This window comes from Streptococcus timonensis, from assembly GCF_900095845.1.
Lineage (GTDB): Bacteria > Bacillota > Bacilli > Lactobacillales > Streptococcaceae > Streptococcus > Streptococcus timonensis.
In genome coordinates, this window is sequence record NZ_FMIX01000004.1 from 78,730 (window position 1) to 104,476 (window position 25,747).

General features: G+C 38.8%; 23 protein-coding genes and 1 pseudogene. 20 read left to right on the forward strand and 4 right to left on the reverse strand.

Features of this window, described 5'->3' with window-relative positions:
• Positions 1-2 precede the first annotated feature (2 nt).
• Positions 3-320: a DUF960 domain-containing protein gene (locus tag BQ2679_RS03620; RefSeq protein ID WP_075566264.1), complete on the reverse strand. Its 318-nt coding sequence runs from the start codon at positions 318-320 to the stop codon at positions 3-5.
• A gap of 196 nt (positions 321-516) precedes the next feature.
• On the opposite strand from BQ2679_RS03620, the gene ccpA reads away from it, so the two are divergent.
• Positions 517-1,524: a catabolite control protein A gene (gene ccpA, locus BQ2679_RS03625; protein ID WP_075566266.1), complete on the forward strand. Its 1,008-nt coding sequence runs from the start codon at positions 517-519 to the stop codon at positions 1,522-1,524.
• Positions 1,525-1,565: 41 nt separating this feature from the next.
• Here ccpA and BQ2679_RS03630 read toward each other — a convergent pair whose 3' ends face one another.
• Positions 1,566-2,528: an asparaginase gene (locus BQ2679_RS03630; protein WP_075566268.1), complete on the reverse strand. Its 963-nt coding sequence runs from the start codon at positions 2,526-2,528 to the stop codon at positions 1,566-1,568.
• A 66-nt stretch (positions 2,529-2,594) separates the two neighbouring features.
• Here BQ2679_RS03630 and BQ2679_RS03635 point away from each other — a divergent pair, with 66 nt between their 5' ends.
• Positions 2,595-3,986 carry a Cof-type HAD-IIB family hydrolase gene (locus BQ2679_RS03635; RefSeq protein ID WP_075566270.1) on the forward strand — a complete coding sequence of 464 codons (1,392 nt, stop codon included), beginning with the start codon at positions 2,595-2,597 and terminating at the stop codon, positions 3,984-3,986.
• A 33-nt stretch (positions 3,987-4,019) separates the two neighbouring features.
• Here BQ2679_RS03635 and BQ2679_RS03640 read toward each other — a convergent pair whose 3' ends face one another.
• Positions 4,020-4,472, reverse strand: coding sequence for a universal stress protein (locus BQ2679_RS03640; RefSeq protein ID WP_075566273.1), 453 nt, complete (start codon positions 4,470-4,472; stop codon positions 4,020-4,022).
• A gap of 145 nt (positions 4,473-4,617) precedes the next feature.
• Here BQ2679_RS03640 and BQ2679_RS03645 point away from each other — a divergent pair, with 145 nt between their 5' ends.
• The 3 genes and pseudogenes from BQ2679_RS03645 to BQ2679_RS11035 all read left to right on the forward strand — a co-directional run.
• A complete protein-coding gene (locus tag BQ2679_RS03645; protein ID WP_075566275.1) occupies positions 4,618-5,457 on the forward strand; it encodes a metallophosphoesterase family protein in 840 nt (279 codons plus the stop codon).
• Positions 5,458-5,516: 59 nt separating this feature from the next.
• The gene (locus BQ2679_RS03650) at positions 5,517-5,948 is read left to right on the forward strand and encodes an Rrf2 family transcriptional regulator (RefSeq protein WP_075566277.1); all 432 of its coding nucleotides are present in this window, start codon (positions 5,517-5,519) and stop codon (positions 5,946-5,948) included.
• A 305-nt stretch (positions 5,949-6,253) separates the two neighbouring features.
• Positions 6,254-6,568, forward strand: a pseudogene (locus BQ2679_RS11035) (YdcF family protein); the annotation flags it as partial.
• 129 nt (positions 6,569-6,697) lie between these two features.
• Here BQ2679_RS11035 and BQ2679_RS03660 read toward each other — a convergent pair.
• Complete coding sequence (locus BQ2679_RS03660; protein WP_075566278.1) at positions 6,698-7,276, reverse strand: class I SAM-dependent methyltransferase; 579 nt, start codon at positions 7,274-7,276, stop codon at positions 6,698-6,700.
• A 215-nt stretch (positions 7,277-7,491) separates the two neighbouring features.
• Here BQ2679_RS03660 and recJ point away from each other — a divergent pair, with 215 nt between their 5' ends.
• The 15 genes from recJ (at position 7,492) to glnA (ending at position 25,723) form a co-directional block, all read left to right on the forward strand.
• A complete protein-coding gene (recJ, locus tag BQ2679_RS03665) occupies positions 7,492-9,711 on the forward strand; it encodes a single-stranded-DNA-specific exonuclease RecJ (protein WP_075566280.1) in 2,220 nt (739 codons plus the stop codon).
• 194 nt (positions 9,712-9,905) lie between these two features.
• Entirely contained in the window at positions 9,906-10,565 is a 660-nt protein-coding gene (locus BQ2679_RS03670) for a COG3942 and LysM peptidoglycan-binding domain-containing protein (protein ID WP_075566286.1), read from the forward strand.
• A gap of 359 nt (positions 10,566-10,924) precedes the next feature.
• Positions 10,925-12,586 (forward strand): ribonuclease J, encoded by a 1,662-nt coding sequence (locus BQ2679_RS03675; protein ID WP_075566288.1) that lies wholly within the window; start codon positions 10,925-10,927, stop codon positions 12,584-12,586.
• A 69-nt stretch (positions 12,587-12,655) separates the two neighbouring features.
• On the forward strand, positions 12,656-13,435 hold the full coding sequence (locus BQ2679_RS03680) for an alpha/beta hydrolase (protein ID WP_075566291.1): 780 nt from the start codon (positions 12,656-12,658) through the stop codon (positions 13,433-13,435).
• Positions 13,436-13,548: 113 nt separating this feature from the next.
• Complete coding sequence (locus BQ2679_RS03685; RefSeq protein WP_075566294.1) at positions 13,549-14,766, forward strand: aminoacyltransferase; 1,218 nt, start codon at positions 13,549-13,551, stop codon at positions 14,764-14,766.
• A gap of 13 nt (positions 14,767-14,779) precedes the next feature.
• Positions 14,780-15,946: a peptidoglycan bridge formation glycyltransferase FemA/FemB family protein gene (locus tag BQ2679_RS03690; RefSeq protein WP_075566296.1), complete on the forward strand. Its 1,167-nt coding sequence runs from the start codon at positions 14,780-14,782 to the stop codon at positions 15,944-15,946.
• A 118-nt stretch (positions 15,947-16,064) separates the two neighbouring features.
• The gene (locus BQ2679_RS03695) at positions 16,065-16,766 is read left to right on the forward strand and encodes a matrixin family metalloprotease (RefSeq protein WP_075566298.1); all 702 of its coding nucleotides are present in this window, start codon (positions 16,065-16,067) and stop codon (positions 16,764-16,766) included.
• A 69-nt stretch (positions 16,767-16,835) separates the two neighbouring features.
• On the forward strand, positions 16,836-18,662 hold the full coding sequence (gene uvrC / locus BQ2679_RS03700) for an excinuclease ABC subunit UvrC (RefSeq protein WP_075566300.1): 1,827 nt from the start codon (positions 16,836-16,838) through the stop codon (positions 18,660-18,662).
• 68 nt (positions 18,663-18,730) lie between these two features.
• Positions 18,731-19,681, forward strand: a complete 951-nt coding sequence (gene rsmH / locus BQ2679_RS03705; RefSeq protein ID WP_075566302.1) for a 16S rRNA (cytosine(1402)-N(4))-methyltransferase RsmH — start codon at positions 18,731-18,733, stop codon at positions 19,679-19,681.
• Between the two features lie 9 nt (positions 19,682-19,690).
• On the forward strand, positions 19,691-20,008 hold the full coding sequence (gene ftsL, locus BQ2679_RS03710) for a cell division protein FtsL (RefSeq protein WP_075566304.1): 318 nt from the start codon (positions 19,691-19,693) through the stop codon (positions 20,006-20,008).
• Between the two features lie 3 nt (positions 20,009-20,011).
• Complete coding sequence (pbp2x, locus tag BQ2679_RS03715; protein WP_075566306.1) at positions 20,012-22,267, forward strand: penicillin-binding protein PBP2X; 2,256 nt, start codon at positions 20,012-20,014, stop codon at positions 22,265-22,267.
• Between the two features lies 1 nt (position 22,268).
• Complete coding sequence (gene mraY, locus BQ2679_RS03720) at positions 22,269-23,249, forward strand: phospho-N-acetylmuramoyl-pentapeptide-transferase (RefSeq protein WP_075566311.1); 981 nt, start codon at positions 22,269-22,271, stop codon at positions 23,247-23,249.
• A 131-nt stretch (positions 23,250-23,380) separates the two neighbouring features.
• On the forward strand, positions 23,381-23,902 hold the full coding sequence (locus BQ2679_RS03725; protein WP_075568048.1) for an FUSC family protein: 522 nt from the start codon (positions 23,381-23,383) through the stop codon (positions 23,900-23,902).
• A gap of 82 nt (positions 23,903-23,984) precedes the next feature.
• Positions 23,985-24,341: a transcriptional repressor GlnR gene (gene glnR / locus BQ2679_RS03730; protein WP_000659542.1), complete on the forward strand. Its 357-nt coding sequence runs from the start codon at positions 23,985-23,987 to the stop codon at positions 24,339-24,341.
• A gap of 35 nt (positions 24,342-24,376) precedes the next feature.
• Positions 24,377-25,723, forward strand: a complete 1,347-nt coding sequence (glnA, locus tag BQ2679_RS03735) for a type I glutamate--ammonia ligase (protein ID WP_075230045.1) — start codon at positions 24,377-24,379, stop codon at positions 25,721-25,723.
• Positions 25,724-25,747: the final 24 nt, after the last annotated feature.

Sequence of the window (25,747 nt, forward strand, 5' to 3'; positions counted from 1 at the left end):
TTTTAATAAAGTTCATTTTCTTCTGGGAGAAGGATAGTTTCCTTTCCATCCATATCTAAGACAATTACTTTAGGTGGATAGAGAGGGTCAAAAGGGTGGGTGAAGTCAAAATCAATGATTGTAGGTAGATGTTGACTTGAAAATCGAAAGGTAATAGCTCCATTGCTATTTAAGAGTCGAAACTCTAGCTCATCTTCTAACTCAAAAACATGTTTTAGGAAATGGTCAATAATATACCAAATGGAGTCGATGACATCGTCTGGTAAGTTAGTTGCGATACCAAAACTTGCACAACGTCTATGAGAATCTGTAAAAGCCATCCATACCTCCAACTCGTTTTCTTATTATCATACTGCAAAATGGTGTAAAAATCAAGAAAAGTTTGTTGTAAAAAACTGAAGGAAATAAGAATTTTAAATAAAAATTTATTAAATGCTTGAAAATGCTTACAACAAGTGATAGAATGAAAATGGTACAAACATGAAAACAAAATTTTCAATAGAGAAAGGAACCGGAATGAACACAGATGATACAGTAACAATTTATGACGTTGCCCGTGAAGCAGGAGTTTCGATGGCGACAGTTAGTCGTGTTGTTAACGGAAATAAAAATGTTAAAGAAAACACTCGAAAGAAAGTCTTAGAGGTTATTGAACGTCTAGATTATCGTCCTAATGCAGTAGCTCGTGGCTTGGCAAGTAAGAAGACAACAACGGTTGGAGTTGTCATTCCAGATATTACAAATACATTTTTTGCGACTCTAGCAAAAGGAATTGATGATATTGCCGAAATGTATAAATACAATATTGTCCTTGCTAATAGTGATGAAGATGATGAAAAAGAAGTATCGGTGGTTAATACCCTCTTCTCAAAACAGGTTGATGGTGTCATCTTTATGGGCTATCACTTAACAGAAAAAATCCGTTCAGAATTCTCACGTTCACGAACACCTGTAGTTTTGGCAGGAACTGTGGATGTAGAGCATCAACTTCCGAGCGTTAATATTGATTATAAGACTGCTACTGCAGATGCTGTTCGTCATTTGTTGAAGCGCAACAAAAAAATTGCCTTTATCAGTGGTCCATTAGTAGACGATATTAATGGGAAAGTGCGCTTGGTTGGATATAAGGATGCATTGAAAGAAGCGGGTATCAACTATAGTGAAGGTCTTGTCTTTGAGTCAAAATACCGCTATGATGATGGTTATGCTTTAGCAGAGCGTTTGATTTCTTCAAAAGCAACGGCAGCTATTGTTACAGGTGATGAATTGGCTGCAGGAGTCTTGAATGGATTGGCTGACCAAGGAGTTTCTGTACCAGAAGAATTTGAAATTATCACCAGTGATGATTCACAAATCGCACGCTATACAAGACCAAATCTAACGACTATTGCTCAACCTTTGTATGATTTAGGTGCAATCAGTATGCGTATGTTGACTAAGATTATGCACAAAGAAGAGTTGGAAGAAAGAGAAGTACTACTTCAACATGGCTTAACAGAGCGTCGATCAACTCGTAAAAAATAAAAAAATAAACTCAGGAAATTGTTAAGTTTCCTGAGTTTTTCTTATCCTTCCATATATTCTCTAAGTTCATCACCTTTGAGTCCAGCATTAATCGCGATAAGGAGTTTTAGGCGAGCTTTTTGAGCATTCAACTCTTTAACGAAAAAGACACCTGATTTTCGCAAACAAACCCCTCCTCCGTCGTAGGCATAGACAGGTTCGGCGATACCATTAAAACAGCGAGAAACTAGAGCGATTGGTAGCCCTTCTTGAATGAGGGAGTTCAATTTTTGCGCAGTTTCTTTTGGAACATTGCCAGCTCCAAAGGCTTGAATAATCAGCCCGTCTAGTTGGTCAATAGGAAGTAAATCGAGCAGTTCGTCGGTCATGCCTGCATAGACTGGAATGATAGGAACTAAACCTTTAATAGAATGAAGGTCAAAACGAACACGAGGTTCAGCAGTTTTGAAATAGAGAATTTCCTGTTTCATAATGAGTCCAAGGGGGCCATGAGTCGGCGTTTGGAAAGTCCCAACATTAGTAGTGTGGGTCTTGGTAACATACTTGGCGGCGTGGATTTCATCATTCATAACAACCAGTACACCTTTGTCGGTTGCTTTCTCATCACTGGCCACTCGTAAGGCGCTTAGGTAGTTATAAACTCCATCACTTCCAAGTTCATTGGAACTTCTCATAGCTCCAGTTAACACGATAGGGATTTTCGGAATATCCATAGTATCAAGGAAATAAGCTGTTTCTTCAAGGGTATCAGTTCCATGTGTAATAACCACTCCATCAAAAGATGCCGCCTCTTGCTTGATTTTATGATAAAGGGCTAACATATGTTTAGGTGTAATGTGGGGACTGGGTAAGTTTAAAAAATCTAGGGAATGGACCTGGATACCTTCTAGGGGATTTAAGACATGATTCATAGGATTGTCCAAACTAGTTCTGACAGCACCTGATTCGTCTGCTTGCATAGAAATAGTGCCACCGGTGTGTAAAACGAGGATTTTCTTTGTCATGATTCGCTCACTTTTTCTGAAATATGGTATAATCATTGTATCATAAAAGAAAGGAATGAGACAGTCATGGAAGTCAAAGCAGTATTTTTTGATATAGATGGAACGCTGGTAAATGATCGTAAGAGTGTTTTGAAATCCACAAAAGAAGCCATTAAGATTGTAAAAGAACAGGGTGTCCTAGTTGGAGTAGCAACAGGACGAGGACCTTTTTTTGTTAAAGATTTGATGGATGATTTAGATTTAGATTTTGCAGTTACCTATAATGGCCAATATATCTTTAACAAAGACCGTGTTCTCTTTGCCAGTCCTATCGATAAGGGAAGTCTCAGACAAATCATCTCTTATGCAAAGGCAAATCAAAAAGAAATCGCTATGGGAACTAGACAAGCAGTTGTTGGTTCTCGAATCATGTCTTTTGGTCTCAGTCCTTTATCACAATTGGTCAGTCGATTTGTACCTAAGTTTTTGACTCGAACAATCAGTAACTCATTCAACCGTATGGTTAGTAAAGCTGTCCCTCAAAAAGAAGAGGATTTGCTAGACTTAATCAATCAACCGGTCTATCAAGTTCTGATGTTGATGACTCCAGAAGAGTCTAATCAAGCAGCTACAGAATTAGACCATCTCAAATTCACTAGAAGTAATCCTTTTGCAGCGGACATTATCAACCAGGGGAATTCCAAGTTAGAAGGGATTCGCCGTGTCGGAAAAGAGTATGGTTTTGATCTTAATCAAGTCATGGCTTTTGGAGACTCTGATAATGACTTGGAAATGTTGGCTGGTGTTGGGATGTCTGTTGCTATGGGAAATGGTAGCAGTAGTGTTAAGGAAGTAGCAAAACACATCACAACAAGCAACCAAGAGGGAGGTATACACAAGGCCTTGGAGTACTTTGGTGTATTGTCTTCTGAAAAAGTATTTGTGAGTCGAGATTATCACTTTAACAAGGTTAAAGCCTTCCATCATTTGATGGATGAGAGAACTCAGGAGGAGCCTAAGGCTTGGGATGTAAAAGGAGCAACTCATCGAGCTGCATTCAAAGTTGAAGAGTTGGTTGAATTTGTTCGTGCTTCTAGTCATTCAGAGGAAGAATTTCAACAGGCTATTAGAGATTTGCATCAGGCCCTTGATATATCAGCAGATAAAGTTTCTCAAAAAATACCGGCTAAAAGTACTTTGGTTGGGCAAGTCGATGCCTTGATTGATACCCTGTATTTTACTTATGGTAGTTTTGTATTGATGGGAGTGGACCCAGAGCGTATTTTTGAAATTGTCCACCAAGCCAATATGGCCAAGATTTTCCCAGATGGTAAGGCCCAGTTTGATCCAGTGACTCACAAGATTCTCAAACCTGAAGATTGGGAGGAGAAACATGCCCCAGAACCAGCTATTAAGAAGGAACTTGAACGTCAAATCAGGGCTTATGAACGCCATAGAGAAAGAGAAAATAAACAATAAAAAGGAGCGCATTGGCTCCTTTTTTAATTCTTTTTAAAAAGTTTTATCTGTGTCTCTAACAACCAGGAGATCGACACTGGCATGGCGTAAGATATATTCTGATGAAGAACCGACAAGTAGACGCTCGAAGGCATTAAGTCCAGTTGCTCCAACTAAAATCAAGTCGACTTCTTCTTGTTCAGGAATGGTTTTAGCTAATAGAGTTTTAGGATTTCCCAATTCAATCACAATTTGGACGTCATTGAGCCCTACATCTTTTGCACGTTTGTCATACTCTGCCATCAAGTTTTGAGCTTCAAGTTGTAATTCTTCATATACTTGAGCATCATATGTTGAAATACTTTGAAGGGCACGAGTGTCGATTACATGGGCAATGGTCAATTTAGCTTGATTTCGTAGTGCAATGTGAACACCTTTGACGAAGGCCAAATCAGCTTCTTTAGAACCATCAACAGCTACCATAATATTTTCATAACGTTGTGTCATAGCAAAAACCTCCTTAGTTTTATCACCTCCATTGTAACCCTTTTCACTAAAAAAGTAAAGTAAAAAACAATAGGAAAAGACGTGGTTTTTGATTTTAAAGAGGGGTTTGGTATAATGAAATCAGAGAAAAACAAGAGGAAAAATCATGACAAAAATTGCGGTACTTTCGGACATCCATGGGAATACAACAGCTCTAAAAGCAGTCTTAGACGATGCTCGACGACTAGAAGTCGATGAGTACTGGCTATTAGGAGATATTCTTATGCCTGGTACAGGTCGAAAAAACATTCTAGAACTATTATCAACATTACCGATTACTGCTCAGGTCTTGGGAAATTGGGAATATAGTCTATGGCGGGCTTGTCATCGAAAATTAGATGAAACTAAACCAAGTCTGCGTTATCTTCTACGCCAGTGTCAGTATATCATGGAGGAAGTTAGTGTAGAGGAGATTGAGGCTTTACAAAAATACCCTTTGCAAACTCATCGCCAATATGGAAGTATGACTGTTGGGATTAGCCACCATTTGCCGGATAAAAACTGGGGGAGAGAGTTGATTCATCTGGGTAAGCAAGAAGACTTTGATCGTTTAGTAGTCAATCCAGACTGTGATATAGCTGTATACGGTCATATTCACCAACAGTTTTTGCGCTATGCAAGTGGAGGTCAACTTATCTTAAATCCAGGATCAATTGGGCAACCCTTCTTTTTATCAGACAAGCTCCGAAAGGATCTGCGTGCCCAATACATGATTTTAGAGTTCGATGAACAAGGTTTGAAAGATGTGGACTTTAGGCGTGTGGAATACGATGTTGAGAAAGAATTACTGTTGGCAAAGGATTTGAATTTACCCTATTATCAAGTCTATTATGAAAGTTTAGTTAATGGAATCCACCATACCCATAATCAAGAGTTTTTGCATGAGATTGCTCAAGATCAGGGACATGATGAAGAGCTTGATGATTGGCTTAGTAGTAACTATTGACATTACAACTAGATGGGCTATAATAAATAAAGGATATCAGCTCAATAGGAGGATAGAACATGCAAATTTCAAGTCGATTTACCATTGCGACTCATATGTTGATCATTATTGCCCTAAAAGGGAAGGAAAGCAAGGTGACTAGCGATTTTCTAGCTAGTAGCGTCGGTGTGAATCCGGTTATTATCCGTAAAACCCTGTCCCAACTGAAAAAGGCAGAGTTAATCTCAGTCGCGCGTGGAACTGGTGGATCAGAGATTATCAAAGACCTAGAGGATATCAGTCTTTTAGATGTTTACCAAGCAGTTGAGTGTTTAGGAAAGAAAGGACAACTCTTTAGTTTCCATGATAATCCTAATCCTGACTGTCCAGTAGGAGCTAACATCCATGGGGTTTTAGATGAAAAGTTAGATAAAATTCAAGAAGCCATGGAAGAAGAATTAAGCCAAACTAGTCTGGCTCGAGTGGTGGCAGATGCAGAAGCAAAGATCTAAAGTTAAGAGGACCTAAGGTCCTCTTTTTCTATGCGGATAATGATGATAAAATAGAATCATTATAGTAGGAAGAATCTATCTCGTTATAGGAATTGTATTAGCCTTTATACTGTCATTCTGGAAGGATAATAGAAGTTTGTGGAATCCAGTATTATTTTTATTATCCCTCATTTCAAGTTATTTTTATCTATCCTACCTTTTTTATAAAAATGGGTATGAGAATGTTCAGTAGCTTTTTATGTATTAGCCTTTGTCTTGCTTCCTTTTTTGTTTTTCTGAGTGGAATCTTTTTAGTCTATAATGGGGTTATCCTGGAGGACCAATCAAGAACGACCTATGAGAATCTTCTTTATTCTAAGAAGTTTGGCGAGAAACTGGTGGCAAGCCCCCAATTTCTTTTTGTGACCAATGATTATCATGTTTTTAGAACAAGTACCTATGCTCGTAAGCTTAAAATGAAAGGTGATGGTCTAGGTTGTCGGACAGCGGGCTATTACATTCCATCAGACTTTATCCGTGAATTTGTAGCTCTATGTGTGAAATTGAAGTGGCTCTTTGTGTTCTTCTACGGATTATTATTCCTAGCTCTTCTTTTATCCTATAAGGGAATTCTTTGGTAATAAGAAACTCTCCTTAATTTTTTAAGGAAAGTTTTTATGATAGAAATAGTTGAAAAAAGTAGACTAAAAAGCTTGATAACTGAAGAAAAAATGAGGAAAAATTATTTCAATGCTTATTCTAAGAACTACTTATCTTATCGCAGATGTGAGAAATAGTTGAGAAGGTTTATCAAGGAAAAGATGGTCGGAACTATAAAGTATTTGTGTCTGAATGTCTGAGAAACCATGATTTTTAAGAGTCTCTTCAAGTTTCGAAATAATAAAACCATGGTTTTCTCCATCTGGTACGGTATAATCAGCGATAAATAGTTGTCCTCCGGGAGTCAAATGTTCCTGAAACATAGCTAGACTGGAATCAAGATGAGGCATGTGATGAAGAACACGACTAACGATAATGAGATCGAATGTTTGCTCTAATGGCTGAAGCACTAAGTCTTGTTGAATCAAGTGTAGATTTTCAAGTTTTTGGTTTTCAACCTTGATACGAGCTTGCTCCAGCATTCTTTCTGCGATGTCAACCAAGGTCACTGACTTGGCTTGTTTGGCTAAAGGAAGAGCGATAAGTCCAGTTCCTCCTCCAAAATCCAGGATTGATTTGGTGGATAGCTCAGAGACTTGTTGATTTATCTCTGCATTTACAAGGTCTGCTAGAAATTGATTTTTGGGAGAATCGAAAGATTCTGCTCGATGATTAAAATGATGTTCCATATCAATAGTGTAGCATAAAGAGAAGATGTTTTAAAATTTTGGCTACGTCTTGTTGAAAAAGTATAGAATTATCAACTGGTGTATAGCTTTTAAACTTTGATGAGAACAGGAGTTTTTTGGGATTTTGATTGAAAGAGTTAAGAAAATAAAGAGGAGAAAAACTTGAAATCATGTTATAATAAAGGGATAGAATCGTAAGAAAGAGTGGATGAATTTTGATTATTCCGACTTATAATTGGCAATTTGCACCTCAAGTTGAGGATGCAGATTTTACAAAAATCGCCAAGAAAGCTGGGCTAGGGCCTGAAGCTGCTCGTCTATTATTTAGCCGTGGTATTAAGGATGAAGATAGTTTGACTCGTTTTTTGGCACCAAGTCTAGATGATTTACATGATCCCTATCTTCTCCACGATATGGACAAGGCAGTGAATCGTATTCGTCGTGCTATAGAGCAGGGGGAATTTATTCTCGTTTATGGAGACTACGACGCGGATGGGATGACATCAGCTTCAATCCTTAAAGAAACATTAGAACAATTAGGAGCCGAGTGTTTAGTCTATCTTCCTAATCGTTTTACAGATGGTTATGGTCCTAATGCCAGTGTCTACAAGTACTTCATTGAGCAACAAGGGATATCCTTGATTGTAACCGTAGATAATGGAGTTGCAGGTCATGAGGCTATTGACTTGGCTCAATCTATGGGAGTAGATGTTATTGTAACGGATCATCATTCTCTACCAGAGGTCTTACCAGATGCTCATGCAATCGTTCATCCGGAGCATCCTGAAGCAGACTATCCTTTTAAACATTTGGCGGGTTGTGGGGTGGCTTTTAAACTAGCTTGTGCCCTCTTGGAAGAAGTGCAGGTTGAGTTGCTTGATTTGGTTGCTATTGGAACGATTGCTGATATGGTCAGTTTGACAGATGAAAATCGCATCATGCTTCAGTACGGTTTAGAAGTTTTACGCAACACTCAACGAATTGGGCTTCAAGAGTTATTTGAAATCGCAGGGATTTCTAGCAGTGATGTTACAGAAGAAATTGTTGGTTTTCAGTTAGCACCACGATTAAATGCCCTAGGACGCTTGGATGATCCTAATCCTGCCATTGAGTTACTAACTGGCTTTGATGATGAAGAGGTGCGTGATGTTGCCCTCATGATTCAAGAAAAAAATGAAGAACGCAAGGAAATTGTTCAGGCTATCTATGAAGAAGCTAAAAGCTTGGTAGAACCTAACAAAAGTGTTCAAGTTTTGGCCAAGGAAGGTTGGAACCCAGGAGTTCTTGGGATTGTAGCTGGTCGCTTGTTGGAAGAATTAGGGCAGACAGTTATTGTTCTGAATATTGAAGATGGTCGTGCCAAGGGTAGTGCTCGAAGTATTGAAGCAGTCGATATCTTTGAAGCCTTGGACCCGCATCGGGAACTTTTTATCGCCTTTGGTGGGCATGCAGGCGCTGCAGGTATGACTTTAGAAGTTGATAACTTAGAAGCCTTGTCAGAACTTTTGGAAGCTTATATCACAGAAAAAGGATTGGATGTAGCCACCAAAAACAATTTGCGTCTAGATGAAGAATTGGATTTAGAGGCTTTAACGATTGAGACTGTAAAAAACTTTGAACGCTTGGCGCCATTTGGTATGGATCACCAAAAACCTGTCTTTTATATAAGAGATTTTCAGGTTGAGAATGCACGTACTATGGGGGCAGGAAATTCCCATCTAAAATTGAAGATTTTAAAAGGCTCAGCAAACTTTGAAGTTGTAGCTTTTGGCAAAGGATCCTTGGCAACAGAGTTTGCTCAAGTCAAAGATTTGGAGTTAGCAGTAACCCTATCCGTAAATCAGTGGAATGGACAAACAGCTTTGCAGTTGATGATGGTTGATGCGCGTGTTGATGGAGTTCAACTTTTTAACATCCGTAGTAAAAGTGTAGAGCTACCAGAGGGAGTGCCTGTCCTAGATTTTACCAGTGATTTACCAGAAATGCTTTCTAGCCCAGCAATCGTTGTAAAAAATATTCCCGAGGATCTCAGTCTTCTCAAACAAGTGTTGCAAGAACAGGATTTCTCTGCTATTTACTTTAAAAATGATATCGCTAAAGCATATTATTTGACAGGTTATGGAACAAGAGAGCAATTTGCTAAGCTCTATAAGACTATTTACCAGTTCCCAGAATTCGATATTCGCTATAAATTAAAAGATTTAGCAGCCTATCTCAAAATTGAGCAAATCTTACTCGTCAAGATGATTCAAGTTTTTGAAGAACTTGGTTTTGTCAGCATTGAAAATGGTGTGATGAGGGTTAATAAAGATGCGGCTAAACGGGATATTGCTGAAAGTCAGATTTATCAAAATCTCAAGCAAACTGTTAAAGACCAAGAAATGATGGCACTTGGAACAGTACAGGAAATCTATGACTTTTTAATGGAAAAATAGAAGAAAGGAAGCTGAGATGGATAATCTCAGCTTTTTTAACCTCCCTTATCCGCCTTAAATTTCATGTATTAAAAATATAACTATTTGTAATATGACTAAAATATAACTCTAAAATATCTGACATGTAAATTAGGTATGATTTCCTTATAAACAACAAAAACAAATAAGAATTATTAAAAAGGGAGAAATTCATTATGAAAAAAACAGTTGCTAAACTGACTCTTGGTTTGACATCTACTGCCATTTTGGCGACAGTTGGTGCCCAAACTGTTAGTGCAGACTCTTACGTTGTCCAAAATGGGGATTCATTTTTTGCTATTGCTAGTGCACATGGTATGGATCCTTATGTGTTGGCCACTAACAATGGGAAAACCATTTTTGACACTATCCACCCAGGTGATATTCTGGAAGTGAGCAGTTTATCTCAAGGTAGTTTTTCATATAATGCACCAGCTTATGAGGCAACTAGCGCTGCAGATGATGTGTCAGATGTAGAAGGTGTTGTCGAAAATACTCCGACTGACTATGGGAACTCTTATCCTATTGGTCAGTGTACATGGGGTGTGAAAGAATTGGCACCTTGGGCTAGCAACTGGTGGGGGAATGCCAATACTTGGGCAATCTACGCAAGTGCTCAAGGCTATAGAATAGGGAATGTTCCGGTAGCAGGAGCGATTGCCGTATGGGACGGTGGTGAATATGGCCATGTTGCTTATGTAACAGATGTACAAAGCGAAAATTCTATCCAGGTATTCGAATCAAACTATAAGCGTCAAAAGCAAATTGCTAATTATCGTGGCTACTTTAATCCCAATGAATTTTTAGGTAGAGTCACTTATATCTACCCAAACTAAAAATGATTAAAAAAGATTTAGAAATTCTAAATCTTTTTCTTTTTGGGCAATTCCTCATACTGAGTATAGACCTAGTAAGAGATTGCTGAATGTTTTAAGACTCTATAATAGACAGAAGCTTTGATCGTTTGAGAATTCAATCGTTCAATTATGTTTGATAGAGTATCTTAAAGATATAAAAAATCCATTCCATTTTTAGCGTTCAATAATCTCTGGTTGAAATAAAACCTTCATTTTGAAAATCGGTAAAAAAATGGTATAATGAAAGGACATAATTCGGTAGAAAGTAGAAGATACTTTCAGAATAAGAGAGCTTTTAAAACTCTACAAACTAGTTATTGTAATACCTCGGAGGGAAAATGACCAATATTAAATTAACAACTTTAGGTGGCGTCCGTGAAAACGGGAAAAATATGTATATTGCGGAGATTAACGACTCAATCTTTGTTTTGGATGCAGGTTTAAAATATCCTGAAAACGAGCAGCTTGGAGTTGACGTTGTTATTCCAAATATGGAATATCTATTTGAAAATAGTGACCGAATTGCAGGTGTCTTTTTAACGCACGGACATGCGGATGCGATTGGGGCTCTACCTTATTTATTGACAGAAGCTAAGGTTCCGGTTTTCGGTTCGGAGTTGACTATTGAACTAGCGAAACTGTTTGTCAAGAGTAATGACAGTGTCAAGAAATTTGATGATTTCCACGTCATTGATGAGAATACTGAAATTGACTTCGGTGGGACAGAGGTTTCCTTCTTCCGTACTACCCACTCTATTCCTGAGAGTTTGGGTGTCGTTTTAAAAACTTCAGAAGGAAATATTGTATATACTGGTGACTTTAAGTTTGACCAAACAGCCAGTGAGTCTTATGCAACAGATTTTGGCCGTTTGGCGGAAATTGGTCGTGAGGGAGTCTTGGCACTTCTAAGTGATTCTGCTAATGCGGATAGTAATATTCAAGTAGCGAGCGAAAGTGAAGTAGGTGATGAAATCACCCAAACAATTGCTGATTGGGATGGTCGTATTATCGTAGCTGCGGTAGCGAGTAACCTTTCCCGTATCCAACAAGTTTTTGATGCAGCTGCTGAGACAGGGCGTCGCGTTGTTTTAACTGGTTTTGATATTGAAAACATTGTGCGAACAGCTATCCGTTTGAAAAAGTTATCGCTTGCTAATGAAAGTTTATTGATTAAACCAAAAGATATGTCCCGTTTTGAAGATCATGAATTGATTATTCTTGAGACAGGACGTATGGGAGAGCCGATTAATGGACTTCGTAAGATGTCTATTGGGCGCCACCGTTATGTGGAAATCAAGGATGGAGATTTAGTGTACATCGTTACAACGCCATCAATTGCTAAAGAAGCCGTTATGGCTCGTGTAGAAAACATGATTTACCAAGCAGGTGGTATTGTTCGACTAATCACATCAAGCTTACGTGTATCAGGGCATGGAAATGCTCGTGATTTACAGTTGATGATCAATCTTCTGCGACCACGATATCTCTTCCCTATTCAAGGAGAGTATCGTGAATTGGATGCTCACGCTAGAGCAGCAATGGCAGTTGGCATGTTGCCAGAGCATATTTTCATTCCCAAAAAAGGAAGTACTATGTCCTATGAACATGGTGACTTTGTTCCGTCAGGTGCTATCACTGCGGGAGATATTCTGATTGATGGAAATGCTATTGGAGATGTCGGAAATGTTGTTCTTCGTGACCGTAAGGTCTTGTCGGAGGATGGGATCTTTATCGTTGCGATTACAGTTAACCGTCGTGAGAAGAAAATCATTGCCAAGGCACGAGTGCACACACGTGGATTTGTTTATCTCAAGAAGAGTCGTGACATCTTGCGTGAGAGCTCAGAGCTGATTAACCAAACAGTTGAAGACTATCTACAAGGTGAAGAATTTGAATGGTCAGAGCTCAAAGGTAAAGTTCGAGACAGTTTGTCCAAGTTCCTCTTTGATCAAACTAAGCGTCGTCCAGCCATCTTACCAGTAGTTATGGAAGCAAAATAACAATTAAATTAAAATAAGAAAAAGTCGAATTTCGGCTTTTTCTTATCTTAAACCTAAAAGGAGAAAATAATGGCAGTAATGAAGATTGAGTACTACTCAGAAGTTTTGGATATGGAATGGGGAGTCAATGTTCTGTACCCTGATGGCTCTAGGGTAACAGACCCGGATTGCACAGATATTCCTGTCCTCTATCTCTTACATGGGATGTCTGGCAACCATAATAGTTGGCTCAAACGCACCAATGTTGAGCGTTTGCTACGTGGTACTAATCTTATTGTTGTTATGCCTAATACTAGTAATGGATGGTATACCGACACCCAATATGGATTTAACTACTATACTGCCGTATCAGAAGAGTTACCTAAAGTCATGAAGCGCTTTTTCCCTAACATGACTAGTAAACGTGAAAAGACTTTTATTGCTGGACTATCTATGGGCGGTTATGGTTCCTTCAAATTAGCTCTGTCAACTAACCGTTTCTCCTATGCAGCTAGTTTTTCTGGTGCCCTTAGTTTTCAGGAGTTTTCTCCAGAAAATCAAGATTTAGGGAATCGGACATATTGGCAAGGTATTTTTGGTGAGATTAAAAATTGGGAAAGTAGTCCATATTCACTGGAAAGCCTAGCTGAAAAGTCAGATAAGAAGACAAAACTCTGGATTTGGTGTGGCGAACAAGATTATCTTTATTCTGCTAATAATCTAGCAGTTAAAAATCTCAAAAATCTAGGTTTTAATGTAACCTATAGTCATAGTCCAGGTGCCCATGAATGGTATTACTGGGAAAAACAACTGGAACGATTTTTAGCTACTCTACCTATCAACTTTGTTTTGGAAGAGCGCCTTATATAAGAATTAAAGTTCTGTTTAGGCGTGAGAACATAAAGATTCTATAATTCTTTATTTTTTAACAAAAAAGTAGTAGAATAGGTATGTTATAAATTTATTAGGAAAAGGACCAGCCAATGTATCATTATCAAATAGGTATTTCACCTGAAATACATGATGAGTTTGTCAAAAAAAGTGAATTGGCAAATCTTTTACAAAGTAGTGCTTGGGCTAATGTAAAAAATCAATGGGATAACGAGATAGTTGGCTTTTTTAAAGACGAACAGTTAGTAGCTTCAGCCAGCTTGTTATATAGGTCTTTACCTTTTGGTTTTACCATGTGTTATGTTGCGAGAGGTCCAATATTGGATTATAAAGATAAAGAGTTATTACAATTCGTTTTTACCTCTCTCAAAACGATCGCCAAAAGGAAAAAGTCACTATTCGTTAAATGTGATCCTAGTCTTGTTTTAAGTAAAACTGTAATACATAAGGATTGTACAACTTGTTCTAATCCGGAGACAAAAGAAATCATCCAGAGTTTACAAGCTATTGGGGTAATTTGGTCTGGATTATCAACAGACATGTCTCAAACTATTCAGCCAAGGATTCAGGCTAAGATCTATAAAGAAGGGTTTAAAGAAAACTTACCGAAGTCAACCAAACAAGCGATTCGTACAGCTTTAAATAAAGGAATCGAGATTAAGTATGGAAGAGAAGAGCTATTAGATGATTTTACGACTTTGATGAGAAAAACAGAAGTCAGAAAAGATATTCATCTGCGAAATGAAGAGTATTATCATCAATTATTAGCTGCGTATGAAAACTCTAGTTTTATTACAATGGCTTATTTAGATTTAGAAAAACGATTAGAAGAATTAGAGTCTAAATTAGCAAAAAACAAACTAGCTGCAGAAGCTTTCTCTCAAGAAACAAAACCAGGTAAAATTAAGAATAATGAAGAAGAGCGGGAACGCTTAGTTCAAGAAATTGCATTTTTGAATACTCACATTGAGTCCGGAGTGAAGGTGGCTCCGCTTTCGGGAACCTTAACAATAGAATTTGGTACTACTTCTGTCAATCTGTATGCCGGAATGGATGATACCTTTAAACAATATAATGCGCCTATTCTGACTTGGTATTCTACAGCTAAACAATCTTTTGACCGTGGAGCTTTATGGCAGAATCTTGGAGGAGTTGAGGGAGATTTTAAAGGTGGTCTATATCTTTTTAAATCTAAATATTCTCCAACAATCGAAGAGTATATTGGGGAATTAACAATACCGATTCATCCTCTATATCCTTTAGGTGGACAAATTTATAAACTTAGAAAAAAATTAAGAAAAAAACATTAAAGAAAGCATTCATATGACACTGACATTACTCACTAAAGAAGAGTTTCAACGTTATTCGGAAAAGGTCCCTGGCTATTCTTTCATGCAGTCTATTCAGATGGGGGAACTGTTAGAAGCTAGAGGGGCTCAAGTGGTTTATCTTTCTTTGAAGAAAGAAGGAGAAATTCAAGTTGCGGCTCTGATTTATAGCTTGCCTATGCTAGGTGGCCTTCATATGGAGTTGAATTCTGGGCCTATTTATACCCAAAAATCTGCACTGTCAAAATTTTATCAATATTTAAAGGAATATGCCAAGCAGAGTGGTGCTTTAGAGTTGATTGTAAAACCTTTTGAGACCTATCAAAATTTTGAGAGTGATGGCAACCCAATAGATGAAGAAGAGAAAAGCATTATTCAAGAGTTGTGTAGTTTAGAATATCAATTTGATGGTCTTAAAACAGGATACCCAAACGGAGAAATATTTTGGCACTACGTTAAAGATTTAAAAGGTTTCGATGAAGAATCTTTGTTGAAATCTTTTAATAAGAATAGTTCTAGAAACATTCAATCCTCACTTGATTATGGTGTTACCATTCGAAGTGCTGAAAGAGAGGAAATTCCACTATTCAAAAAAATTATTGAAGAAACTGGACAAAGGCAAGGTTTTAAGGATAAGGATTTAGATTATTACTGTAAATTGTATGATATTTTTGAGGATAAGGCAGCTTTTCTAATTGCAGAGGTGAATCCTAAACAATCAATCGAAGCTCTTAATATGAAACAGGCTAGCCTTGATGAAAAGTCAAAGAATTTCAAGCAACAGATTCAAGCGATACAAAAGAAATTAGATTTTCTAAATTCTTTGCCTACTGATTCAGAAAGGATCCTATTGGCTTGTGCTTTGATAATATATACTAACTCGGAAGCAACATATTTGTTCGGAGGCTCTTATGCTGATCTCCAAAAGTTTTCTGCTCCATTTTTACTTCAATATTATGCTATGAAACAGGCGTTACAAAAGAATATTCCTACATATAACTTTTTTGGTATCCAAGGTCTCTTTGATGGTAGCGATGGAGTTCTACGCTTTAAGCAGAATTTCAATGGCTATATTGTTCGTAAACCAGGCACTTTCCGATATTATCCAAACCCGTTCAAGTTTAAGTGTTTACAAGTTTTGAAAAAATTAATGGGGAGATAAGTAAAAGAAGTACTTTTAGTTTTCTTTCAGCTTACTCGAGTAAAATAAGGAATCTATCTTTAGAATGGGAATCCATGGTTTAAAGGTGGATTCTTATTTTTTTGAAAGGTGGGCAATAATGGACTGGATTATTCGTGTGTTATGTCGGTTTTTACTAGGGATTTTGCGTATGTTTTGGCGCCTTGTATGGACGCTTATCTTCTTCATTCTCATCACTTTTGGGATTCTCTGGTATGTGACAGGTGATTTACCTGCTACTTTAAATCAAGTTAGCAAAGTGGTCCAAGTCGGCCAAGCAGGTTGGGATCAATGGCAAGAAACTGGTAAGTTGCAAGGTTTGTCTCAGACAGATCATCATCAAGATTCAGGAGCAAAATGGTCAAAGGCGCAAGCAACTATCTATATTGATCCTCAAATGGATGCCACTTTCCAAAAAGCCTACCTTGAAGCTATTGCTAGTTGGAACCAGACAGGGGCTTTTAACTTTGAGCTTGTAACAGAAGCGGATCAGGCCAATATTTTCGCTACCGAAATGAATAGTGGTTCAACAGCCGTTGCTGGTGAGGCGGAGAGTCAGACAAATCTCCTAACCAAACAATTCATTTCAGTGACCGTTCGCTTGAATCATTATTATTTATCCAATCCAAACTATGGCTATACCTATGATCGTATCATGCATACAGCAGAGCATGAACTAGGTCATGCGATTGGTTTGGAACACACCAATGAAGTTTCGGTTATGCAACCAGCAGGCTCCTATTATGGAATCCAAGCTCAAGATGTAAAAGAGGTTCAAGAACTATATGAGTCTGGGGAATAAGTGATTTTCTAAGGAAACTGGAGCTCTCTGATTTAAGCAATACAGGGGGCTTTTTGCTATAATGGAACTATGAATAACTTGATTAAATCAAAACTGGAGCTCTTGCCGACTAGCCCTGGTTGTTACATTCACAAAGACAAGAACGGTACTATCATCTATGTGGGGAAGGCTAAAAATCTGCGCAATCGGGTGCGGTCCTACTTCCGTGGGAGCCATGATACCAAGACAGAAGCCCTGGTGTCTGAAATTGTGGATTTTGAGTTTATTGTCACGGAGTCTAATATTGAGGCCCTTCTTTTAGAGATTAATCTCATCAAGGAAAACAAGCCTAAGTACAATATTATGCTCAAGGATGATAAGTCCTATCCTTTCATCAAAATCACCAATGAGCGCTATCCTCGACTAATTATTACTCGTCAGGTCAAAAAAGACGGAGGTCTCTATTTTGGTCCCTATCCGGATGTGGGGGCAGCCAATGAAATCAAACGGCTATTGGACCGGATTTTCCCGTTTCGCAAGTGTACCAATCCTCCTTCCAAGGTTTGTTTTTATTACCATATCGGCCAGTGTATGGCTCATACGGTTTGTCGAAAGGATGAAGCCTATTTTAAAGCTATGTCCCAAGAAGTCTCTGATTTTCTCAAGGGGCAAGACGATAAAATCATTGATGACCTCAAGGAGAAGATGGCTGTGGCAGCCCAAAGTATGGAGTTTGAACGTGCAGCGGAATACCGTGATTTGATTCAGGCCATTGGCACCCTTCGGACTAAGCAACGAGTCATGGCTAAAGACCTCCAAAACCGTGATGTATTTGGTTACTATGTGGATAAGGGGTGGATGTGTGTTCAGGTTTTCTTTGTCCGTCAAGGTAAACTGATTGAACGCGATGTCAATCTGTTCCCTTATTACAACGATCCAGACGAGGATTTCCTGACCTATGTGGGGCAGTTTTATCAAGAAAAATCTCACTTGATTCCCAATGAAATCCTGATTCCTCAAGATATTGACGAAGAAGCTATCAAGGCTTTGGTTGATACTAAGGTCCTCAAACCCCAGCGAGGGGAGAAGAAGCAACTGGTTAATCTAGCTATCAAAAACGCTCGTGTTAGTTTAGAGGAGAAGTTTAATCTGTTAGAGAAATCAGTCGAAAAGACTCAAGGAGCTATTGAAAATCTTGGGCGACTTCTACAAATTCCAACCCCAGTCCGTATCGAGTCTTTTGATAACTCTAATATTATGGGGACTAGTCCAGTCTCTGCTATGGTTGTTTTTGTCAACGGGAAACCGAGCAAGAAGGATTACCGCAAGTATAAAATCAAGACGGTGGTCGGACCAGATGACTATGCAAGTATGCGAGAGGTTATTCGTAGACGTTATGGACGGGTCCAGCGTGACGGTTTGACACCGCCAGATCTAATCGTCATCGATGGTGGTCAGGGACAGGTTAACATTGCTAAGCAAGTTATCCAAGAGGAGTTGGGGTTGGATATTCCTATCGCAGGTCTGCAAAAAAATGACAAGCACCAAACTCATGAGTTGCTCTTTGGAGATCCTCTTGAAGTGGTAGAGTTGTCTAGGAATTCTCAGGAATTTTTCCTCCTCCAACGCATTCAAGATGAAGTGCACCGTTTTGCCATTACCTTTCACCGGCAACTTCGTTCTAAGAATTCCTTCTCCTCTCAATTGGATGGAATTGAAGGTTTGGGTCCCAAACGCAAGCAGAATTTGATGAAATATTTCAAATCTCTGACAAAAATCAAGGAAGCTAGCGTGGACGAGATTGTTGCAGTTGGTATACCAAGAGCAGTGGCAGAGACAGTTCATCAGCACTTAAATCTAGAAGAAGACTCAGCGCTAGCTCAAGTAGCTGAGAAGCCGGTTGAATACAAGGAATAAAGTAGCAATGGAATGTTTTGGCTTTAGTGGGTGCAAGCTAGTCGGATTTGTGGTAAAATAGATAGGATATGACAAAAGAATTTCATCATGTAACGGTCATGCTCCATGAGACCATTGATATGCTAGATGTAAAACCTGATGGTATTTACGTTGATGCGACCTTGGGAGGAGCAGGACACAGCGAGTATTTATTAAGTAAGTTAAGCGAGAAAGGGCATCTCTATGCCTTTGATCAAGACCAGAATGCCATTGATAATGCGCAAAAACGTTTGGCTCCCTATATCGAAAAGGGAATGGTAACCTTCATCAAGGATAATTTCCGTCATTTGAAGGACCGCTTACATGACTTAGGTGTGACTGAAATTGATGGAATTTGTTATGATTTAGGTGTGTCAAGCCCGCAGTTGGATCAACGTGAACGTGGTTTTTCCTATAAGAAGGATGCACCGCTGGATATGCGCATGAATCAGGAAGCTAGTTTGACCGCTTATGAAGTTGTTAATCACTATGACTACCATGATTTGGTAAGAATCTTTTTCAAATATGGAGAGGACAAGTTTTCCAAACAGATTGCTCGAAAAATTGAACAGGCACGTGAACAGAAACCGATTGAGACCACGACGGAATTGGCAGAGATTATTAAATCTGCCAAACCGGCAAAGGAGCTCAAGAAAAAAGGCCACCCAGCCAAACAAATTTTCCAAGCTATCCGTATAGAGGTCAATGATGAACTGGGTGCTGCAGATGAATCAATCCAGCAGGCTATGGATATGCTGGCTCTAGATGGCAGAATATCAGTGATTACCTTCCATTCTCTGGAAGATCGTTTGACCAAGCAACTATTTAAGGAAGCTTCGACAGTAGAAGTTCCAAAAGGCTTGCCTTTTATTCCAGATGAACTCAAGCCCAAAATGGAATTGGTTTCTCGCAAGCCGATTTTACCAAGCAAGGCAGAATTAGAAGCTAATAATCGTTCCCATTCAGCTAAGCTAAGAGTCGCTAGAAAAATTCACAAGTAAGAGGATAAAATGATAGAAAAAAGAGAAACGACTAGCCAACTACTTCAGGCACGTATCAAGAGATTCTCGCGGGTTGAAAAGGCTTTTTACCTTTCAATTGCCATTACAGCCCTAGTCTTAGCTATCAGTGTTGTTTATATGCAAACAAAGCTATTGCAAGTCCAAAGTGAGTTGACGAGTGTGAATGCTCAGATTGAAGAGAAGAAGACCGAGTTGGACGATGCTAAGCAAGAAGTCAATGAATTAATCCGGTCAGAACGCTTAACAGGTATTGCAGATTCGCAAGAGTTACAATTATATAATGATAATATCCGATCGGCGGAGTAGTAGATGAAAACTATAAAAGAAAAAATAATACGCTTTGCCATTAAGAATCGTAAATCTCCAATGGAAAACCGCAGACGAGTGGGAAAGAGTCTGAGCCTTTTGGCCGTCTTTCTCTTTGCTGTTTTTTTGGTTAATTTTGCGGTAATTATTGGTACAGGCTCCAAGTTTGGTGTTAACTTAGTTAAGGAAGCAGCTAGAGTTCACCAGACTACACGAACAGTTCCTGCAAAGAGGGGAACCATATACGACCGTAATGGAACACCTATAGCAGAAGATGCCACATCTTATAATGTTTATGCGGTAATTGACAAAGAATATAAATCTGCAAACGGTGAGATTCTTTATGTTGAAGAATCTCAGTATAACAAAGTCGCGGAAGTCTTTCATAAGTATTTAGATATGGAAGAATCTTATGTAAAGGAGCAACTTTCTCAGCCTAATCTAAAGCAGGTTTCTTTTGGTGCTAAAGGAAGTGGCATTACTTATGCAAATATGATGTCTATTAAAAATGATCTGGAAGCTGCAAAGATAGAAGGTATTGACTTCACCACAAGTCCCAATCGAAGTTATCCAAATGGCCAGTTTGCTTCATCTTTTATAGGATTGGCTCAATTGCATGAGAATGAAGATGGCACAAAAGGACTCATCGGAACATCTGGAATGGAAAGTTCTTTAAATAGCATATTAGCTGGTACCGATGGTATTATTACATATGAGAAAGATCGTCTAGGAAATATAGTTCCAGGAACTGAAAAAATTACTCAGCAAACGATCAATGGAAAAGACGTTTATACAACCTTGTCTAGTCCACTACAATCCTTTTTAGAGAGTCAGATGAATATCTTTCAAGCTAAACTTAAAGTTAAATATGTCAACGCTACTTTGGTGAGTGCCAAAACGGGAGAAATTCTTGCAACGACACAAAGGCCAACTTTTGATGCAGATACAAAAGAAGGACTGGATGAGAATTTTGTTTGGAGAGACTTTCTATATCAAAGCAACTATGAACCTGGATCAACCATGAAGGTAATGACTCTGGCGGCGGCTATTGACAATAAAACATTTCCTGGAGGGGAGTATTTTAATAGTAGTGAATTAAAAATTGCTGATGTTACCATCAAGGACTGGGATGTAAATGAAGGCTTGACGAGTGGTGGAATGATGACTTACTCACAAGGATTTGCCCACTCTAGTAATGTCGGAATGACCTTGTTAGAGCAAAAGATGGGAGATACAACTTGGTTGGATTATCTCAATCGTTTCAAATTCGGAATTCCAACAAGATTTGGGATGAATAATGAGTATGGTGGACAATTGCCTGATGACAATATTGTTAATATTGCCATGAGTTCCTTCGGTCAGGGTATTTCTGTAACTCAAACGCAAATGCTTAGAGCTTTTACAGCTATTGCTAATGATGGAGTTATGCTAGAGCCTAAATTTATCAGTGCTTTATATGATCCAAATGATGAGACGGTTCGTAAGTCGAAAAAAGAAGTAGTGGGGAATCCTGTTTCTAAGGAAGCAGCTAGCGTGACACGAGAGCATATGGTTACGGTAGGAACAGATCCCTATTATGGAACCCTGTATAACCATAGAGAGGGGAGAGGAGTGATTTCTCTTCCAAATCAAAGCGTTGCAATGAAATCTGGGACTGCACAGATTGCTGATGAGCAAAACGGTGGATATTTAGTTGGGGAAACCAATCATATCTTTTCTGTGGTAACCATGCATCCTTCTGAAAATCCTGATTTTATTCTCTATGTGACAGTTCAACAACCAGAACATTATTCTCAGGCTATGCTTGGTGAATTTGCCAATCCTATACTTGAGAGAGCTTCGGCCATGAAAGAATTGCTTAATCTCCAATCAACTGCTAAGAATTTAGATCAAGTAACAACTACAACTAGCTACGCAATGCCTTCGACTAAAGACTATAGTCCTGGGGGATTGGCAGAAGAACTACGTCGTAACCTTGTACAACCGATTGTTGTTGGTTCAGGTACTAAAATTAAGGAAAGCTCAGTAGCAGAGGGAACCAATTTAGATGCTAATGAACAAATCTTACTTCTTTCTGATAAGGTAGAAGAAATGCCGGATTTGTATGGTTGGACGAAGCAAAATGTTGAAAAGTTAGCTAAGTGGCTAAATATTGAAGTTGAATTTGAAGGCAGTGGAGAAACTGTTAAAAAACAAAGTGTTCGAACCAATACAACTTTGAAAGATTTACAGAAAATAAAAATAACTTTAGGAGATTAGTATGATCATGTCTATTCTTGCTGGAGTGTGCGCTTTTATTCTAACGGTCATTGGAATTCCAGCCTTTATCCGTTTTTATCGTAAAGCACAAATCACTGGTCAGCAGATGCACGAGGATGTGAAACAGCATCAAGCAAAAGCTGGGACACCAACAATGGGTGGAATTGTTTTCCTTATAGTAGGTGTTTTAGTCAGCTTTATCTTTGCGCTTTTAACAAATCAATTAACCAACAATGTAGGGATGATACTCTTCATCTTGCTGCTATATGGTTTGGTAGGTTTTTTAGATGACTTTCTCAAGGTTTTTAGAAAAATCAATGAAGGGCTTAATCCAAAACAAAAACTCTTGCTTCAACTAGTCGGAGGAGTAATCTTCTATTTCTTCTATGATAGAGGTGGAGATATCTTGAATGTTTTTGGTTATCCCCTACACCTGGGAGTCTTTTATATCTTCTTTGCTCTCTTTTGGTTAGTCGGTTTTTCAAACGCTGTTAACTTGACTGACGGAATTGATGGGTTGGCAAGTATCTCAGTAGTGATTAGCCTATCTGCCTATGGAATCATTGCTTATGTACAAAACCAATTGGATATTCTCCTGGTGATTCTTGCCATGATTGGTGGTCTTCTTGGTTTCTTCGTCTTTAACCACAAGCCTGCTAAGGTATTTATGGGGGATGTCGGAAGTTTAGCACTTGGAGGAATGTTAGCGGCTATTTCCATGGCTCTTCACCAGGAATGGACCCTGCTCTTGATTGGTCTCGTTTATGTTTTTGAAACAACATCTGTTATGATGCAGGTTAGCTACTTTAAGATTAGTGGAGGCAAGCGTATATTCCGTATGACACCCGTTCATCATCATTTTGAGTTGGGTGGATTTTCAGGTAAAGGTCAAGCCTGGAGTGAGTGGAAGGTAGACTTCTTCTTTTGGGGAGTGGGCTTGCTTGCTAGTCTCGTTACCTTGGCTTTCATGTATTTATTCTAAAATAGAATATTGGATTATAAAAGAGAAGGATTTATACCCTTCTCTTTTTAGTTCCTATTTTCTTCAATTGAGGAATCCTTTTCTCAAAAAAGTAAAATTATGATAAAATGGAAAAAAAGAAAGATGAAATGATGAGTTATTTTAAAAAATATAGATTTGATAAAAGCAAGTTCAAGTTAGGGATGCGCACCTTTAAAACAGGAATCGCTGTTTTTTTGGTCCTCATGATTTTTGGTTTTTTTGGATGGAAGGGACTTCAGATTGGAGCTCTTACAGCCGTTTTTAGTTTGAGAGAAGACTTTGATAAGAGTGTCCACTTTGGGACATCACGTATTTTAGGGAATAGTATCGGTGGTTTTTATGCGCTGATTTTCTTTCTCTTGAACAACTTTTTTCACGGAGCCTTTTGGGTAACTCTCCTTGTGGTTCCGATATGTACCATGTTAACCATCATGACAAATGTTGCTATGAACAATAAGTCAGGGGTCATTGGGGGAGTTGCAGCCATGCTGATTATTACCCTATCAATTCCGAGCGGAGAGACTGTTTTGTACGTGTTTGCTCGAGTTTTTGAGACTTTTATGGGAGTTTTTGTAGCAATTCTAGTAAATTATGATATAGATCGCTTGCGGAGTCTCATACAGAAAAAATAAAATAATGTCACAAGATATGACATTAACAATTGACGATTGATTTTTTTTAGACTATAATAGACAGAAAGAAGAGGAAGTGCACATGAAGGAAAAAGAATTTCGTCGCAATATGGCAGTTTTCCCCATTGGTAGTGTTATGAAGCTGACCGATCTTTCGGCGCGTCAAATTCGTTATTATGAAGATCAAGAGTTGATAAAACCTGATCGAAACGAAGGCAATCGCCGGATGTATTCTTTAAATGATATGGATCGGTTGCTTGAGATTAAGGATTATATCTCTGAAGGTCTGAACATTGCTGCTATCAAGAAAAAATATGCCGAACGTGAGGCGAAAGCCAAGAAACCAGTCAGTCAAACTGAGGTGCGTCGGGCCCTTCGGAATGAAGTTCTTCAACAAAGTCGCTTTGCTTCTCAACAATCGCCTTTTGGTCGCGGTTAGGCAACCGCTAGTCGTCATATATAAGGAGAAAAACCATGCCAATCACAGCTGCAGATATTCGTCGTGAAGTTAAGGAAAAAAATGTAACCTTTATCCGTCTCATGTTTTCAGATATTTTGGGAACAATGAAAAACGTCGAAATTCCTGCTACAGATGAACAACTAGACAAGGTCTTGTCAAACAAGGCTATGTTTGATGGATCTTCTATTGAAGGGTTTGTTCGTATCAATGAATCAGATATGTACTTGTACCCTGACCTAGACACATGGACTGTCTTCCCTTGGGGAGATGAGAACGGTAGTGTCGCAGGATTGATCTGTGATGTCTATACAACAGAAGGAGAGCCATTTGCTGGAGATCCTCGAAGCAACCTTAAACGAGCTCTTCATCACATGGAAAAAGTTGGATTCAAATCTTTCAACCTTGGTCCGGAACCAGAATTCTTCCTATTCAAGCTTGATGAAAATGGAGACCCAACTCTTGAGGTGAATGACAAGGGTGGTTATTTTGATTTGGCGCCTACAGACCTTGCGGATAATACCCGTCGTGAGATTGTAAATGTCTTGACTAAAATGGGATTTGAAGTAGAAGCCAGTCACCACGAAGTTGCCGTAGGTCAACATGAGATTGACTTTAAGTATGATGAAGTTCTTCGTGCATGTGACAAGATTCAAATCTTTAAACTTGTTGTAAAAACAATTGCGCGTAAACATGGTTTGTATGCAACCTTTATGGCTAAACCAAAATTTGGTATCGCTGGTTCAGGGATGCACTGCAATATGTCCTTGTTTGACGCGGAAGGAAACAACGCCTTCTTTGATCCAAATGATCCAAAAGGAATGCAATTGTCAGAAACAGCCTATCATTTCCTTGGTGGTTTGATCAAGCACGCTTACAATTACACAGCTATTATGAACCCAACAGTAAATTCATACAAACGTTTGGTTCCAGGCTACGAAGCTCCGGTTTACATCGCTTGGGCTGGTCGTAACCGTTCACCACTTGTCCGCGTTCCTGCTACTCGTGGAATGGGAACTCGACTTGAGTTGCGCTCAGTTGACCCAATGGCTAATCCATACATCGCAATGGCTGTTCTTTTGGAAGTTGGTTTGCACGGGATCGAAAACAAAATCGAAGCACCAGCACCAATCGAAGAAAACATCTATATTATGACTGCAGAAGAGCGTAAAGAGGCTGGCATCACAGACCTTCCATCAACTCTTCATAACGCTTTGAAGGCTATGACAGAAGACGAAGTGGTTAAAGCAGCTCTAGGTGAACACATCTACACTAGCTTCCTTGAAGCCAAACGAATTGAGTGGGCAAGTTACGCAACCTTCGTTTCACAATGGGAAATTGATAACTACCTAGATCTATACTAATGATAAATCAGAAAGATTGTCCGT